This is a genomic window from Desulfomicrobium aestuarii, from assembly GCF_055385525.1.
This window is the reverse complement of sequence record NZ_AP042427.1, coordinates 1,533,355-1,549,513: the sequence shown is the minus strand read 5'-3', so window position 1 is coordinate 1,549,513 and position 16,159 is coordinate 1,533,355. Positions and strand designations below refer to the sequence as shown.

Here is a 16,159-nt window from a genome sequence, read left to right as displayed (position 1 = left end):
CCCACCCGTTCCTTCCCGATCCAGAGAAATTCCGTCCCAAGCCGTCAGGACGTCAGTCGGCCGCGAATATGCCTCCAACGCGATCCGTTTTCATCGCATGGCCGCACGCGACGCAAAACCTAAAGCATCACTTTAAAATATTGACCGGCGATCCCAGGCGTCGAAGCCCCTTGCTACCTTGCGGGGAGCGTGAACCATTCCCCGGGCTTCGGCAAAAGGAAACGCGACGGGTCGACGCCATGGCGCTGCAGGGCCGCTCCGAGATCCCGGCGCGGGTCGTCGTAGCCTTCGTCGGCCATGGCAAAGACTTCGTACTGCGTGCCCACGGCATGCCTCCCGCCGAGATCGAGGAAGGTCTGCACGGCCTCTTCGGGGTTCATGTGGTTGTAGGCCATGAACCACCTGGGTTCGTAGGCGCCCACGGGAATGAGGCTCAGGCGCGGCGAGCCGTATTTCGTCAGGACTTCTTCGGACAGGGCCTTGGCATAGCCCGCGTCGGCCAGGAAATAGACCGGGCCGCCCGGGGCATCGATGACGAACGCGCCCCACAGTGCCTCCATGCGGTCGAAGAGGCCGCGGGCCGACCAGTGCTGCATGGGTTCCAGGGAAACGCGCACGCCCGGGGCGATGTCCATGCCCTGCCGCCAGTCGAGGGCCTGCAGGCGCATTCCCGGCACGGCTTCCCTGATGATGGCGTCGTTGCCCAGGGGCGTGAGCACCAGTGGATTGAAGGCCTCGTGCAGGCGCTTGAGGGTCGGGAGGTCCAGATGGTCGTAGTGGTTGTGGCTGACCAGCACGAGGTCGATGGGCGGGAGGTCCTCGAAGCGCACGCCCGGCTGGGCCACGCGCGAAGGCCCGGCGAAGCCGAAGGGGCTGGCGCGCTCCGACCAGATGGGGTCCGTCAGGATGTTCAGGCCACTGGTCTGCAGCAGGAGCGTGGCGTGGCCGACGCTGGTCACGCGCAGTTCGTCGCCGTCGACGCGCTGCGGGGGGAGGGCGGGCGTCACGGGCACCGAGTCGGGCCAGGGGGCGCGGTCCGCGCTCAGCCGCCACTTGAGGAATTCGATGAAGCGGCCCGGCATGGGGTCCCAGGGGTTGAAGAATTTTGCGCCGTCGAAATGGTCGGTCACGGGACCGCGGTAATAGCTGTTGCCGCAGCCGGAAAAAAGCAGGGCTGCGAGCAGGAGGGCGGCGGCCAGGCGCCGGGAGCCATTGGCGGAAGCGGGCATGCGGGATCCTCGGCTGGGAGTGTACGTTGGCCGAAGGTAGTTGGTTTTCGGCGGAGGCACAATGCCCATGCGGGCCTGCGGAAAGAGAAAGGGTGACCTGGGCCTTTCGGCCGGGATCACCCTTGACGTCTTCAAAAGAGGGGGAGCCGCCTTTACCAGCTGCGCACGGGGCCCGTGTCCACGTGGACGAAGCCGTCTCCGGGGTAGTAGCCCACGCCGCCCTTGCGGAAACGCTGGGCCGCGTCGCGAACGTCCGCCAGGGATACTCCGTCGATGTGCAGGTCGATGGCCTTGCCTTCCATGTGCAGGCTCTTCTTGGCGACCCCGCCGTGGCCCTTGCGGCGCAGCTCCTTGTTCGTCGCGGGCGAGCGGTAGGCCGAGACGACCTGGATGGGCTGCTTGCTGCCCAGGGTCAGCCGAAGGCGGTGCAGGAGGTCGAAGAGCTTGGGGTCCATGCGCCCGACGCGGCCGGAGTAGTGATCGCAGAGAAAGGCGTTCAGCTTTGAAAGCGCCTCGGGCACGTAGCGGTCGCCAACGGCGTACACGATGTCCAGGCTCTTTCCGGTGTGGGTGTGTTCGAAGCAGAGTCGGCGGGCGTTGGGCTGGGCGGCCATGGCGGCCGATACCAGAATGGGCGGGGTCAGGGTCACGGCGGCGCCGGCCACCGCCAGCCTGGCAAGGCTGCCCAGAAAATCACGGCGGGAATGCGTCATGTGTTTCACGGACGCCCTTTTGACCCAAAAAACGTCTCAGGTCAAACCCCCTAGTTCACCCTGTCCCTGGAGCCGCTCAGCGCCCTGTCCAGCAGCCTGTCCTGTCCGTAGACATCGGCGAAGAAGAGGATCTGCCCGTCGTCCCGGACCTTGACGGTCTTGTAGGCGATGACGACCCGGACCGTCTCCGTGAGGGGAAGGGTGTAGGACGTGCCGGCGTCCATGGCCGCCCGGATTCGCGCCTCGTCCCATTCGGGCCGGTTGCTGAGCACGAACTTGGCCAGTTCCACGGGCTGCTCGACGCGCACGCAGCCGTGGCTCAGGTCCCGGCGGTAGCGCTCGAAGAGCCGGGGCGAGGCCGTGTAGTGCAGGTAGATGCTGTCCTTGTTGGGCATGACGAACTTGATGGGGCCCATGGCGTTCTTGGGGCCGGAACGCTGTCGGATGCGCATTTCCCCGCGCATGACCGCGTCCAGGGACGCGAAGGAGAACTCCCTGATGACGCTGCCCCCGGCTACGAATTCGAAGCCCTGGCGGTCGAAACGGTTGGGGTAGGTGCGCAGTTCCGGCACCAGTTCCTTGCTGGCGATGGAGTAGGGCACGTTCCAGTACGGGCTGAACTCGATGGCCGTCATCTCCAGGTCGAAAATGGGGGTGCGGTTGTCGGGGGCCGTGCCCGTGATGACGCGCATGCGGGACTTCAGTTCGATCTCGCCGTTCCTGACCTCGTAGGCTTCCAGATAGTTCTCGGGCACGTTGACGACGATGACGCGCGGGGCCTGCAGCAGCGGCGTCCAGCGCAGCCGCTCCATGGTCAGCTCGATCTGGCGGACCCGGCCCGCAGGAGAGACGTCCAGGGCGGCGATGGTCTGGCGGCCGATGACGCCGTCGGGCTCCAGGCCGTGCCTCTCCTGAAAGGCCATGACGCCCTCGGCCGCTTGCGGCGAATACTGGGTGGAGACGAACGATTCCGCGGGCATGTCCCCCAGGGCCACGAGGCGCTGGATGATCATGGGCAACCCTTCGTAGCTCTGGCCGAGTTCGACCTTCTTGTCGGGGAGCGGGGGCAGCTTTGTTTTCCACAGCGGCGTCTGCGCCGTGTCCGCCGCCAGCCTGCGGTACTGGGCCAGGGCTCGGCGCAACTCTGCGTAGAGCGGGAAGGGCGGCGCGGCCTGGGCCACGGCCTCGATCAGCCTGTTCCGGCGGACGGCGTCCTCCAGGGTCTTGTCCGCATCGAAGACCCGCACGGCGGATGAGTAGTTCTCGCTGATCAGGCGCGGGTCGACCTGGCCGAAATGCAGATCCGAAAGGTAGCGCCGCATGGCCGCGGTCAGGTCGCGGTCCAGACCGGCCAGGGCCTCGCCCGTCCAGACCGGGTCCCGGTCAGCCGCGGCCACGGCCAGCCCGAGCCTTCCGGCGCCGTAATTTGCCGGGTCGAGCCCCTCGTCCTCAGCATGGGCCAGAATGCCCACGGCCTGCCGGGCCTGCTCCGTGGGCCGTCCCTGGTCGAACCAGAGCAGCCCGTCTGCGGCAAGGGCGGCTGCGCAGAGGAACAAGGTCAGAATCAGCGCGCAGGGCAGCTGGAGATACGTGACCCTGGCAAGGGAGGCATGAAATGCGGTTTTCAAACTGGCGGCTCCGAACCGGATTACTCGAAAAAAGCGACGGCATCCGGGGATTGGGTGGTAACGTTACCTGATATGTAGGTATTTTTTTGCAGGAGGGCAATCGGCCAGTAGGCGAGGAGGCGGTCAGTCCTGTACGTGACGCTTTGTCGTCTTCGCCGGTGTTGACGCGGGCTTGGCGGGGGACGACTGGACACTTGCCGGGCAAGCGCCGCGCCGGGACTTTCGGTCATTCCCCCCTCTGTGGCCGATCATGTCGGAACCGCTAGCGGCGGGGACGGACCGATGATCATGTCCATCCCATCCTGATCGCGGACTTGCTCTCAAGACAAGGTCTGTCCCCACAGGGCCGCACCCAGGGCGCCGGTCATGTCTGGCTCCTGCGGGACGAGCAAGGTGTCGCCTTCGACGGTGCCGGTCTGTTCGGCCAGCAGTCTGCGCATGCACGGGTTGTGCGCCACGCCGCCGACAAAGATGAGCGGGAAGACCAGGCCGACGCGCTGCAGCATGTTCACCGTGCGGCGGGCGATGGACAGGTGCAGGCCAAGGGCGATGTTCTCGGGGCGACCCCCCTGGGCCATGAGGGACGTGGCCTCGGTCTCGGCGAAGACCGTGCACATGGAGTTGATGATGGGCGGTTCGTCGCCGCCCAGGGCGTAGAGGCCGAATTCCTGCACGGGGATCTGGAAGATCTGGGCCGTGTACTCCAGGAACTTGCCCGTTCCGGCGGCGCAGCGGTCGTTCATTTCGAACTTGCCGACCCGACCGCCGGGGAGCAGGGCGATGGCCTTGGTGTCCTGGCCGCCGATGTCGAGAACCGTGCGCCCCTCGGGGAAATGATGCGCCGCGCCCAGTCCGTGGGCCTTGATCTCGGTGATGGTCTCCACCGGAAAACCCAGGCCCAGGTCCTGGACCAGCTTGCGGCCATAGCCCGTGGCCACGGCCCGGCGCGCCGAGAGGCCGTCGAGGAGCGCGCGCAACTGGGCCACGGGGTTGAAGGTGGTGGGGGCGCGGCGTTTTTCGACCACCTCGCCCCCGGCCATGCCGACCACCTCGATGGATCGCGAGCCGATGTCGATGCCCAGGATCATCTCACTGTTTCCAGGAAGGCCTCGACGCGGGTCTTGAGCTGCTCCACGTCCTCCATGGAATAGTCCGTCTCCAGAGACATGCTCGGGATGCCGCCGGCCGTGAGCCGCCTTTCGACCTTGATGCCCTCGTGGGCGTAGGGCTGGCAGAACATGAGGGCGTACTGGATGACGCCGTCGACCTTCAGGTCGCGGGCCATGGACTCGACGTTGTCCAGCCGCTCGGCGTTGGGCGTGAAGCAGGCGCAGTCGATCTTCATGTAGCGGTCGCACAGGGCGTCGATCATCTGCTCCAGGGTCCGGCCCGACTCGTCCGTCAGGTCGCGGGTATTGCGCGTGCCGATGCACGATTCCTCGCCGACGATGACCGCTCCGGAGCTCTCGATGACGTAGGGCAGCTTCCAGTTGGGCACGGCCATGGGACAGCCCGAGAGCATGACGCGCGGGGCGTCCGCCGGGGCCACGCCTTCGCCGGCCTTGATGCGCTCTTCGAGCTGGTCGCAGAGGGTGTTTATGGACGCGGTGAAACGGACCGGGTCGTCGTAGAAGCTGACCTGGTTGATGAGCAGCACGTCGCGGCCCGAGATGGGCGCGGGCACGGCTGCGCGAAGGCGATTGAGGCGCTGCAGGGCCAGGCGTCGGGCGTTGACGGTCTTGATTGCTCCGGCCAGCTTTTCGGCTGTGACCTTCTTTCCTGTCAGTTCCTCCAGCTTCTCCATGTAGCGCAGCACCTCGGCCTTCCACAGTGCGCGGGCCGCTTCGGTCTTGGTCTGGGGCACTTCCATGATGTGCATGGGCGCGTGCTCGGCGAAAGCCTCGTAGGCCTTCTTCTTGCCGTCGCAGGTGGTCTCGCCGACGATGAGGTCACAGGACTCGGTGTAGGGGCACAGCCGCGCCAGCTTGAAGCCGATGAAGGACTTGATCAGCGCGCAGGTGTTGCGCGGCACCAGCGTCTCGGCCGCCTCGCGGCCCGCGTCGGCCCCGGCGCACAGGCCGACCTGCACGGCGTCCAGGGCTAGTGCCAGTTCCTCGGGCACGAAGACGCAGAAGGTGCCGATGATCTTGCGCCCCCGGGCCTTGGCGTCCTGCAGTTCCTTGATGCGCAGGCCGTGCACCTCGGAAAGGACGAAATCGAGATACTCCATCCCCTTGAGCCGCCCCTGCTGGCTCATGTAGATGTCGCCGTAGAACTTGCCCAGCACGGACAGGAGCCCGTCATGGGCGGCCAGATCCAGATTCAGATTCTCCCACATTTCCCGATACGCTTCGCTCATCGCAACTTCCTCCGTGTCAAATTTTTCATTCTTTGCGGGAAAGCGGACCTGGAAGCAAATCAAGATATTGGATTCATTGCTTGCAGAACAATCAGACGACTCGATACTGAATGTCGAACATCATCCGCGTCGTCCGATGGTCACCGTGAGGCCTGTCTTTCGCATGGAGTGGGAGGGCGTTATGGCTGGGAATTGCCAGAGACCAGCCTTCTCTCGCGTTGGATCAGGAACAGATTGCGGAAGTAGATTATGAAACCCGTGGACTGTCCGATAATGAAGACAATGTCGTTACGTAAGAGTGCGTAAACGAGAAGGAAAAAGCTCCCCAGCAAGCTGAAATACCAGAAACTGACAGGGATGACGCTCCTTTTTTCCTTTTCAGATACGATCCACTGCAAAAAAAATCGCATGAAAAACAGACTCTGCCCAAGAAATCCTATTGTCAGCAACAACCAATGGGATGATGAATTCATGGCTATACCAATGTTAAAAATTCGAGAATCATATTCGGAATGTACGAAGTAGGCACAGTTGCAAATGTTATCTATTGCATGTTGGTTGTCGCGATATGGTAGCAGATATGGCGCTTTTTCATCCATCGCACCGCCAGAAGATCGTAAGCCGAGGCCAAGGCCCGATCCCAGATTCCATACTTTGAGACCCCCTTGGTGCGGGGCCGGTGGTTGACCCGCACCTCGGCGACCCGGGCCCCCTCCAGTTTCATGAGCGTAGGCAAGAATCTATGCATGCCCGTGAACATCGGAATGTTCCTGAGCATTTCGGCCCGCATCACCTTCAGCGAGCACCCCGTGTCGCGGACAGTCTCCTGGCTGATCACATTGCGGATCAAGTTTGCGACGCGTGATGCATGACGTTTGACAATGCTGTCCTGTCTTTTGGCCCGCCACCCGATGACCATGTCCACTCCGTCGTAGACGCGGAGCATGGCGGGTATGTCGGCCGGGTCGTTTTGCAGATCCGCATCCAGTGTCACCACCGCATCGCCCCGGGCACATCTGAAGCCCGCGGCAAAGGCCGCAGACTGTCCGCAGTTACGTGCAAACGAGACGTAGCGGACGCAATCGTCTTTGTCGGAAAGACTGCGGATGATGTCCAGACTGCGATCTGAACTGCCGTCATCGACGAAGACAAGTTCCCACACACAGGTCTGGTTGGACATCGCTTTCGTCACTTCATTGTACAATTCCTGAATATTTTCCTCTTCATTGTATACTGGAACTACTAGAGATATCATGTTTGCTGGGCTATTCGTCATTGAACACCTTTTGATTTGCATGAAGATTTGAAAAAAGCATAGAGTAGCAATAAAAATGCAAAATTTGCAAATATAATAACAAAGTAATGGCTATAAAAAAATGGGCCGACATAAACAATCGAGTTCATGTCTATCCGTTTTATAATGGAAAATCGAGATGATGCAGGCAAAATTCGTTCAGAGACCATGTCTTGGCCAACAGTCAAAGCTATCGCGTGATGAAATTGTGGCCATTGAGCATTGTGCAGATGTCCCCCTCCGCCACCAGTCACTACATATTCCACCCCACGAAGACGTGTCCGATTGTAGCCGTGAAAGTCAGCGGCCACGACGTAATCAATTTTCAGGTCTTCGAAAATCTGCATGAGCTCATTTTCATCTGCGGTATGTCGTTCTTTCATGTCCGGGGAAACCCATGGCGGGATGTGCATGAAGACAAAACGGTTACGGTATGCAGAAAGTGTTTTGCTATCAATGGAGCGAAGGTAATTCAATGATTCTCGATTGGAAAATCGCTTATCAAGATGGCTGATGAAAATAAAGATGTTGTCATCGTAAACAAATGAAAAATTTCGCGGGCCGTAATCCCGTTCGAACGAAGTCAATGGATAATCTACCGGATCGACGTCATGATTGCCTGGAGTGAAAAAAACAGGACACGAGAAACCGTAATCAGGCGCTTTCCGTTTAAAATATGCATGCTGATTCATGGTGCCGTCATTTACCCAGTCCCCGAGAATGACGACAAACGCCGGCTGCGCCTTGTCGATATCTTCGGCCAAAGCCTCGAAAGTGGCAGAACTGCGCGGGTCGCCCACAATGACGAAAGTGAACGGCTTGTTCGCATCGGATGCGGCCAAGGACCCACGTACACTCTCGAAGTTACCGAAATTTTTTGGCAATTCAGACTGGAGGGCGTCGCGTGTCACGACAAAGGAATAGATCTGGAGTCCGGCCGCAAGGACATAGAGACTACCCAGCGCCCACAAAGCACATCGCGCCCATGCTGCTTTCAGGCTTCCCCGGGTTGCATTTGAAGAGTTTGTCGAGCTCATGTCATTGCTTGCCTTGATGATTGAGGGCGATGAAAGACAACTTCTTGCCGGACAGGTCGTATACATCCATGCGCGCCCCAGGCTCATACCCGCGCACCTTGTCCGGCAGAACCGGATTGTCCTTGCGGGAAACGAAATAAACCTTTTCAGGCAGTTCCATGTCGGAATACGCAACCTGGTCCAACGGTTTGCGGCCGATGACCCAGGAATCCTGAAACTTGAGGGAACCGTCGCCCAACACCGGCCCATCGACAGTAAATGACCGGATTTCCTCAAGAGGAACGGACATGTTCCCGGCGGAAGGCTGGAGAACGGCCGGCAAGGCCAGACAGCAGAGCCCGAGAATCGTGAGTTTGGCCACGAACAGCTCCGGCAGGCGCTGGGAGCGCCAGGCGCGGTACAAAAGCGCAGCGGCCAGCAGCGACGTCGCCGCGATCCCGCCCAGTTCCAGACCGTCCAGGGCGGGAAATCGTGGCCACAGCCCGGACAGGGCGACCGGGATGCCGATGCACGCGAAACCGAAAACCATGGAATTCGCCGCAACGAGCAGCCTCCCGAAGCGTCCGCCCTTTTCCGGGTCGCGCAGCAGGCCCGTCACGTACACGCCCATGAGTTGGCACAGCGGGATGAGGACGGGCAGCAGATAGCGGTCCTTCTTTTCCGTGACGAGCATGAGCAGAAGGACGCAGCCGATACTCCACAGCACCGGGCGCCAGTACTGCAGCAGCGGCTGGACCAGCGGGCGCGCATGGCCCGGCCAGAGCGCGGCGCACGCAAGCAGGGCCCATATCCCCGTCATCAGCGGAAACTGCAGGTAGAACCAGAACGGCTTGGTGTGCTCCACGAGCCAGGCCGATTGTTCCGTGGACACCATGCGGGAGAAATCATGCGGCATGGCCAGCCAGGCGGCGGTGAACCAGACGGATGACAGCGCGATGCCGATCCCAAGAGCCAGTCCCAATTCCTTCCCGTGGGCCCGGACCCCTTTCCAGCCGCCCGTCGAGAGGAGGGCCACGGTGAAGGGCAGCAGCAGGGCGTAGTAGCTGACCGGTCCTTTGCTCAGTCCGGAAAGACCGAGCAGCAGCCCCGTCCCGACGGCCATTTTTTTTCTGGGGACGGAGGAGTCGACAATCACCGCCATGCCCCACAGGGCGGCCAGCATGAAGGCGTGACAATAGATGTCCCAGCTGTTGCGCCGGGCCATGAGCACGAACATGTAGCTCGTGGCCAGGAAGGCCGTTGCCCACGCGGCGGCGACCGCGCTCCCGGTCCAGTGACGGGTCAGCCCGAAGAGCGAAACGGCGAGGAGCAGGGCGGCCAGGGCGGAGGGCACGCGGTTCACGGACAGGTTCGTGTCCTGCCCGTCGTTGCCGGCCAGCATGGCCGCGGCGGTCAGCCATGTCGGCAGCGGCGGCTTGGCCAGGCGCGGCTCCCCGTGCAGCGTGGGCAGAAACCACCGTCCCGTCTCGATCATTTCCCGGGCCGTGATGAGATTTCGGGACTCCATGATGTCCACCCCGAGCACATCGCGGTGGGCGAACACCGTGGCGTACATCAGGACGGCCAGACCGATCATGCCTCCCGCCAACCGGATCAGATGAGTGCGTCCTGCGAGCATCATCCCTCCCTGCGCGTCCGGTTCGGGAACGCGGCGGCGCCGGATGGCGACGCTCCCCCGTCGTCTGCCTTCGACAAGGCGTCGAGCGACCAGCGCAGGAGGCCATGCTGGAACATGTGGCTCGCACCCTGGAAGTAGGCGATGTCCCTGCGCAGGAGCGGGTCCTGGGCGCTCCCGTTCGACTCGTCGCTCAGGCCCAGGGCGTCGTCATGGCGGCGCATCCCCTTTTTCGGACTCAGGATGGCGAGGTTGCGCCCGTCGAAGAGGCCCAGATGCTGGTAATTGCCGATGAGCGCCCGGCCTCCTGCGGCATCTTCGCGCAGCACGTCCCGGCCGAAGAAGGTCGAGGTGTAGTCGAGGTTCAGCAGGCCGAGCAGGGTAGGGGCCAGGTCGATCTGGCTGGCCAGCGTCGGGACTTCTCGCGGCTCGACAATCCCGGGCGCGAAAATGAAGAGCGGGATGCGGTACTTCTCCACGGGCAGGTCCTCCTTGCCGGCGCTGTTCGCCGTGTGGTCTGCGACGAAGACGAAAACCGTGGACCCGAACCAGGGCCTGTGTCGCGCCGCTTCCAGGAACTCGCCGATGGCGTGGTCCGCGTATTTGACGGCCCCGTCCCGGCCGTGCCCCGACGGGATGTCGATGCGGCCTTCGGGATAGGTGTACGGTCGGTGGTTGGACGTGGTCATGAGCTGGAAGAAAAACGGCCTGCCCTCGGCGTGGACGACATCCGCCTGCCGCAGGGCCTGGGCGTAGAGGTCCTCGTCGCACATGCCCCAGGCGTTCTTGAAGGTGATTTCCTCCTCGTGGACGCTCGTCTGATCTATGATTCGGTACCCGTTGCCGCCGAAGAAGGCGTTCATGTTGTCGAAATAGCCGCGGCCGCCGTAGAGGAAAGCGCAGTCGTAGCCCCGCGCCTCCAGTTGCCGGCCGAGGCTCGCGTACCCGGTTTCCCGGCCCAGACGCTTGACGATGGACCGGCCGGGGGTCGGGGGCACGGACAGGGTGATGGCCTCCAGACCCCGGTCCGTGCGCGTGCCCGTTGCGAAAAAATTGCTGAAGAAGAGGCTCTCGGGCTTCAGTCGGTCCAGATTCGGGGTCAGGCCCCGCGCATCGCCGAAACAGCCGAGATATTTCGCGCTCAAACTCTCGATCGTGACGAGAACGACATTGAGACTCCGGAAGGCTCCCGGATTGTCGATTTCGCGGCGGATGTCCTGGGGGTCGTCGCTGACGAAGCGGGCGCCTGGTTCGGCCACCTCCCGGCGAAGCAGGGCCCCGACTTCCTCACCTGGCAGCGTGGCGTAGAGCTGGGTGTAGTCGAGTTCGTTGTTGCGGAACGCCGCGAAGAACTGGAACGGGCCGTTGGCCGCAAGTTCGCGTTGCGTGGCGCTCCCGCCCGCGGCGAAGTCCTGCCCTGCGATGCCGGTCACAAGCAGGCTCGTCCCGACCACGCCCGCGAACAGCACCCAGCGGCCGCGCCGCGACAGCAGGGGCGCCCCGATGGCCCGGTCCACGACCTTGCCCGACAGGGCGACCCCGGCCGCCGAGAGTACGACGAGCATGGCCAGGAGGGGATAGACGGGGTACGATTCCAGGATGTTGTTGATGACTTCGTTCGAATAGACGAGGTAGTCGACGGCGATGAAGTTGAAGCGCACGCCGAACTCGTTCCAGAACAGCCATTCCGAGACGGCCGTGAAGAGCATGACGAAAAGGGTGACCCCCATCAGGCCGCGCAGCAGGCCCTTGTGCCACCCGGATTCCCAGACCGGTGCCGGGCACAGGGCGAAATGCAGGGCCATGGGCAGCGCCGCGTAGCTGAGGAAACTCAGGTCATGGACCAGGCCGAGGCCGAAGATGCCCGGCAGGCCGACCACGCCGGCATTGACATCGCCCAGATGACTTGCCAGCAAGACGAGGCGTGTCAGAGAAAAAACGGCCAGCCAGGCGCCCAGGATGATGGTCAAAAAGCGAACCTGGGCATATCGTGCAAGGGACATGTGCATTCCTCCATGGTGTTGCCCCGTGCTACCCGCCCGGTCGTGAGCCGAATGTCGTGGTGGCGTGAAAAATTCGTGAAACCCCAATCCAAGGCCCGCATCCATGCGCATCCTGATCGTTGAAGACAACCCCGACATCCTCGCCAACGTGCTCGATTACCTCCAGCTCAAGGGCTACAGCGTCGACTGCGCCCAGGACGGGCTCGGGGGCCTGCACCTGGCCGCGACCCAGACCTACGATCTCATCGTGCTGGACGTCATGCTGCCCGGCATCGACGGTTTCCAGATCTGCAGACGGTTGCGCGAGGACGCCAGGCTCGACGTCCCGGTCATCATGCTCACGGCCCGCGACACCCTGGACGACCGCATCCACGGGTTCGGCACCGGCGCCGACGATTATCTCGTCAAGCCCTTCGCCCTGTCCGAACTCCACGCGCGCATCCAGGCCGTGCTGCGCCGGACCAGGGGGGGGCGAAGTCATGAACTCCGGGTCGGGGACCTCTCTTTCGACGTGGAAACCCTGCATGTGCGACGTGCGGGCAGAACGCTCAAACCGCATCCCTTCGGGCTGAAACTGCTGGAGATCCTGATGCGCAAAAGCCCGGCCGTGGTCCGCCGCGAGGAACTGGAGCGCGAACTCTGGGGCGACGACTGCCCCGACAGCGACAGCCTGCGCAGCCACATCCATCAGCTGCGCCAGGTTGTGGACAAACCCTTCGGCTCGCCGCTCTTGCACACGGTGCACGGCATCGGGTACCGCCTGGCGGAGACGGCCGATGACTACTAGGCTGCCCTTTTCCCGGCGCATCGTCATCGCCTTCGTGCTCATGACGATGGTCGTCAGCGGCTCCTTTTCCCTGGGGATCGTGGCCGTGGTCCATTTCGTCGAAGACCAGCTCATCTCGAAAGAACTGCGCGGCAAGCTGAACATGGTCCTCCACGAGGACATCAGGGCCGGCAGGGAGCCGCGGCTCGACGCCCGGACCCGCTTTTTCGCCTCAAACTCGGCCGGCCACCCGATCCCTGAACGTTTCGCGGATTTCCCCGAGGGATTCACGGAGATCGAGGAGGAGGACGAGGCCTCCTACGTCTATGTCCTGGAGGCCAACGGCGCGCGGTACATGCTCCTGCAGGACCAGCGGGAATTTGAGGACAGGGAGGAGATCCTCTTCTCGGTGGTCGTGGCGGGCTTCCTGCTGTGCATCGTCCTGTCCTGGGGCCTTGGCGTGGTCATGGCCCGGCAGGTCATGGCGCCGGTGGCACGGCTCGCCGGACAGGTCCGCCACCCCGACCAGCTCGACACCCGCACGGCCCCCCTGGCCCCGTCCTATGCCCACGACGAGATCGGACATCTGGCGGCCGCCTTCGACAAAACCCTCGGCCAGCTCCGCCGGTCCATCGAACGCGAGCGCCTCTTCACCAGCGACGTCAGCCACGAGCTGCGCACGCCGCTCATGGTCATCTCGACGTCGTGCGAGCTTCTGCTCGAAAACCCGCTGCAGGACGGCCAGCGCGCGCAGGTCGAACGCATCGCCCGGGCCGCGCGGGACATGAACGATCTGGTCCGGACGTTCCTGCTGCTCGCGCGGTCAGGCCCGGCCGAAGCTGCCGAGGCGGCCACGCTGGCCGAGGTTGCGCGGGAACAGGCCGAATTGTGGGGACCGGCGATCCGCGCCAAGGGACTGGCATTTGAGCTGATCGACGAAGGAGCGGACGGGGCCGGCTACAACCCGACCTTCCTGCGCACGGTCATGGCCAACCTGTTGCGCAACGCGCTGCACTACACGGCCGATGGGATGGTGCGCCTCGTCCTGGAGCGTGACGGGTTCCGGGTTGAAGACACGGGCATGGGGATTCCAGATGGGGAGCAGGACCGTATTTTCCTGCCTTTCGTACGCGGGTCGGAAGCCAGGGGCGAAGGGCTGGGGCTCGGGTTGTCGCTGGTGAAGCGCATCTGCGAGCACAACGGATGGGATATTTCGGCACGGAGCGACCCCGAGGCAGGCTCGAGCTTCCGGGTTGTATTCGGAACTTCCCGGAGAGCGGATGACGCCTAAAAAGGATGGAATTTCGGTGCCGACGGAACATCGGCCGTTTTGCGGAAGCTCCACGTCTGAACGCCCATGCAGGTCGATCATGATCAACCCGCGCCCCATGGGGCGCGCCGGACGCAGCACATGAGAATCCTCCACGTCATCAGCCAGAAACCGGACTTCACGGGCAGCGGGAAATACGTCCAGGAAATGATCCTGCAGGGCCGCGCCAAGGGGCACGAGCCCTTTCTCGTGGCCGGGGTGTCGGCGGGATTTTCCATGCCCTCGGGCCTGATCGAGCCCGCTCACTGCAGACTGGTCCGCTTCGACGGCCACGACCTCGATTTCCCGGTCATGGGCATGAGCGACGTCATGCCGTACCCCAGCACGGTCTGCTCCTCCCTGACCCGGCTGCAGCTCGTCGAGTACAGGGCGGCCTTCCGCAGAGTCGTCGCCGCCGCCGTGGCCGACTTCAGGCCCGACATCATCCACAGCAACCACCTCTGGATGGTCACGGCCGAGACACGCGAGGCCGCGCCGCACATCCCCCTGGTGACCACCTGCCACGGGTCGTGCCTGCGGCAGCACCGCCTCTGCCCGGACCTGGGGGACTCCCTGATCGGGACGCTGCAACGCATCGACCGCATCATCGCCCTCTTCGGGCAGCAGAAGAGGGAGATCGTGGACCTGTTGGACGTCGACCCGGACAGGGTGGACGTCGTCAGCGGCGGCTACAACGAGCTGTGTTTTTTCTCCGGGGAACCGGACCGGACTCCCGGCCGGGTGCAGCTGCTCTACGCGGGCAAGCTCGATTCCTCCAAGGGCGTGCCCTGGCTCCTGCGTAGCCTGCGCCAGGTCGAGGCGCCGTGGCACCTGCATCTGGTGGGCGGCGGCAGCGGGGCGGAACGGGACCTGTGCCTGCGGCTGGCCGCCGAGCACGGCGACCGGGTCACGGTCCACGGCGTCCTGCCCCATCAGGAACTCGGGAGCCTCATGCGGCAGAGCGACATCTTCGTGCTGCCCTCGTTCTTCGAGGGCCTGCCGCTGGTCCTGCTGGAGGCCATGGCCTGCGGCTGCCGGGTCGTGACCACGGACCTGCCCGGTTCCAGGGAGCTGTTCGGCGAGTCGCCGCCGCCCATGGTGCGCTTGGTGGAGCTGCCGCCCCTGGAGACCGTGGACAGACCGTTCAAGGCCGACGAGCCGCTGCTTGAGCTGCGGCTGTCGCAGGCGCTGCGGGAGGCCATCGCGGATGTGACGGGGGGAGTGGACATCGACCGGGACTATGTCCGCAGAACCACGGAGCCCTTCGGATGGGCGGGCATCTACGCCCGCGTCGAGGCGGTGTACGGGGCGGCGCGTAAACTTCAGGGAAAGAATTAGAAATGGATGACGATGGCCGCCATGTCGTCGTGCCGCTTGAAGCGCGGATAGCGTTCGATGTCCGGGTCGGCCGCCTCCAGGCTGCGGATGTGGTCGCGCAGGCCGGACAGGCCGAGTTTGCGGTGCGCGTCCACCAGGCCTGAAAAATCCTTGCGCCGTTGCGGGGTTTCGCACGGGATGTCCAGGCCGTCGGTGAAGAGCAGCACGGCGCGGATGTTGTCGGCAGGCTCCAGGCCCGTCAGGAAGAAGTTCTCGGCTTCGCGCTCGCCGTTCAGCACGCCGTAATTCCGGTTCATGCCCAGGCGCACGGTCTCGATGAGCCCCTGCACGTCCGGGTGGTGCCGGCCGCGTTCCCGGATCATGCTCAGGGTGGGGTAGTCGTGGTCCTCTCGCCCGGCCGCGACCCTGAAGTCGCCATCCTCGCCGACGAAGACGACCTGGGCGTCGCCCGTCCGGAACCACTCGACCCCTCCGTCCGTCAGCCTCACCACGGCCGCGCTCGTGCTCCACAGGCCGCAGCGTAGCGACACGTCGACCCCGCGCCGCTTCATGCCATCCAGGATGGAATCGTTGGCCCGGGCCGCCAGCCCGCCAAGAGGGCCGTCATTGCGCTGAAACGTCCGCCCCGCGATGGCCGAAGCCATGGCGCCGCCGCTCAGTCCGCCATCGAAACACGCCCCGTTCAGGCTCGTGGCTCCGTCAAAGACGCCGAATATGTTCCGGTCGATGATCAGACAGTCTTCGTTCCGTTCGCCGGAACCCTGGTGAAGAACGTGTTCGATGTGCATGGCATGCTTCCCTGGCGGCCTTGTGAACGGATTCAGGGAATGATGTCAAAATGAAAGAAACGATGCCTCCCGGGCGGTTG

14 protein-coding genes are annotated in these 16,159 nt (G+C 63.5%); 3 read left to right on the top strand and 11 right to left on the bottom strand.

Translation table 11 applies throughout. The features are described from left to right. Positions 1–173: 173 nt before the first annotated feature. From ACZ5AC_RS07055 to ACZ5AC_RS07010, 10 genes are all read right to left on the bottom strand, one after another. Positions 174–1,229 carry an MBL fold metallo-hydrolase gene (locus ACZ5AC_RS07055; RefSeq protein WP_464250243.1) on the bottom strand — a complete coding sequence of 352 codons (1,056 nt, stop codon included), beginning with the start codon at positions 1,227–1,229 and terminating at the stop codon, positions 174–176. A gap of 152 nt (positions 1,230–1,381) precedes the next feature. Beyond that, positions 1,382–1,942 carry a peptidoglycan L,D-endopeptidase MepK gene (locus ACZ5AC_RS07050; RefSeq protein ID WP_464250242.1) on the bottom strand — a complete coding sequence of 187 codons (561 nt, stop codon included), beginning with the start codon at positions 1,940–1,942 and terminating at the stop codon, positions 1,382–1,384. Positions 1,943–1,992: 50 nt separating this feature from the next. Next, positions 1,993–3,570, bottom strand: a complete 1,578-nt coding sequence (locus tag ACZ5AC_RS07045; protein ID WP_464250241.1) for a L,D-transpeptidase family protein — start codon at positions 3,568–3,570, stop codon at positions 1,993–1,995. A 320-nt stretch (positions 3,571–3,890) separates the two neighbouring features. Continuing rightward, positions 3,891–4,658, bottom strand: a complete 768-nt coding sequence (locus tag ACZ5AC_RS07040) for an acyl-CoA dehydratase activase (protein WP_464250240.1) — start codon at positions 4,656–4,658, stop codon at positions 3,891–3,893. Then, positions 4,655–5,929, bottom strand: coding sequence for a double-cubane-cluster-containing anaerobic reductase (locus ACZ5AC_RS07035; protein ID WP_464250239.1), 1,275 nt, complete (start codon positions 5,927–5,929; stop codon positions 4,655–4,657). The genes ACZ5AC_RS07040 and ACZ5AC_RS07035 overlap by 4 nt, the downstream gene beginning before the upstream one ends. Before the next feature lie 179 nt (positions 5,930–6,108). Continuing rightward, positions 6,109–6,402 carry a lipid-A-disaccharide synthase N-terminal domain-containing protein gene (locus tag ACZ5AC_RS07030; RefSeq protein ID WP_464250238.1) on the bottom strand — a complete coding sequence of 98 codons (294 nt, stop codon included), beginning with the start codon at positions 6,400–6,402 and terminating at the stop codon, positions 6,109–6,111. Between the two features lie 71 nt (positions 6,403–6,473). Then, complete coding sequence (locus tag ACZ5AC_RS07025) at positions 6,474–7,184, bottom strand: glycosyltransferase family 2 protein (protein ID WP_464250237.1); 711 nt, start codon at positions 7,182–7,184, stop codon at positions 6,474–6,476. Positions 7,185–7,201: 17 nt separating this feature from the next. Then, complete coding sequence (locus ACZ5AC_RS07020) at positions 7,202–8,260, bottom strand: metallophosphoesterase family protein (protein WP_464250236.1); 1,059 nt, start codon at positions 8,258–8,260, stop codon at positions 7,202–7,204. A gap of 1 nt (position 8,261) precedes the next feature. Further along, positions 8,262–9,878 carry an ArnT family glycosyltransferase gene (locus ACZ5AC_RS07015; RefSeq protein ID WP_464250235.1) on the bottom strand — a complete coding sequence of 539 codons (1,617 nt, stop codon included), beginning with the start codon at positions 9,876–9,878 and terminating at the stop codon, positions 8,262–8,264. Then, positions 9,878–11,878 carry an LTA synthase family protein gene (locus ACZ5AC_RS07010; protein ID WP_464250234.1) on the bottom strand — a complete coding sequence of 667 codons (2,001 nt, stop codon included), beginning with the start codon at positions 11,876–11,878 and terminating at the stop codon, positions 9,878–9,880. Before ACZ5AC_RS07010 ends, ACZ5AC_RS07015 begins: the two co-directional genes overlap by 1 nt. A 103-nt stretch (positions 11,879–11,981) precedes the next feature. Between ACZ5AC_RS07010 and ACZ5AC_RS07005 the strand changes: the two genes are divergently transcribed. From ACZ5AC_RS07005 to ACZ5AC_RS06995, 3 genes are all read left to right on the top strand, one after another. Then, a complete protein-coding gene (locus ACZ5AC_RS07005) occupies positions 11,982–12,665 on the top strand; it encodes a response regulator transcription factor (protein WP_464250233.1) in 684 nt (227 codons plus the stop codon). Beyond that, positions 12,655–13,935, top strand: a complete 1,281-nt coding sequence (locus tag ACZ5AC_RS07000) for a sensor histidine kinase (protein ID WP_464250232.1) — start codon at positions 12,655–12,657, stop codon at positions 13,933–13,935. The genes ACZ5AC_RS07005 and ACZ5AC_RS07000 overlap by 11 nt, the downstream gene beginning before the upstream one ends. A gap of 120 nt (positions 13,936–14,055) precedes the next feature. Beyond that, entirely contained in the window at positions 14,056–15,291 is a 1,236-nt protein-coding gene (locus tag ACZ5AC_RS06995) for a glycosyltransferase family 4 protein (RefSeq protein ID WP_464250231.1), read from the top strand. Here the strand turns inward: ACZ5AC_RS06995 and ACZ5AC_RS06990 are convergent. After that, a complete protein-coding gene (locus ACZ5AC_RS06990) occupies positions 15,288–16,079 on the bottom strand; it encodes a PP2C family serine/threonine-protein phosphatase (protein WP_464250230.1) in 792 nt (263 codons plus the stop codon). The two genes, ACZ5AC_RS06995 and ACZ5AC_RS06990, sit on opposite strands and share 4 nt — an antisense overlap. Positions 16,080–16,159: the final 80 nt, after the last annotated feature.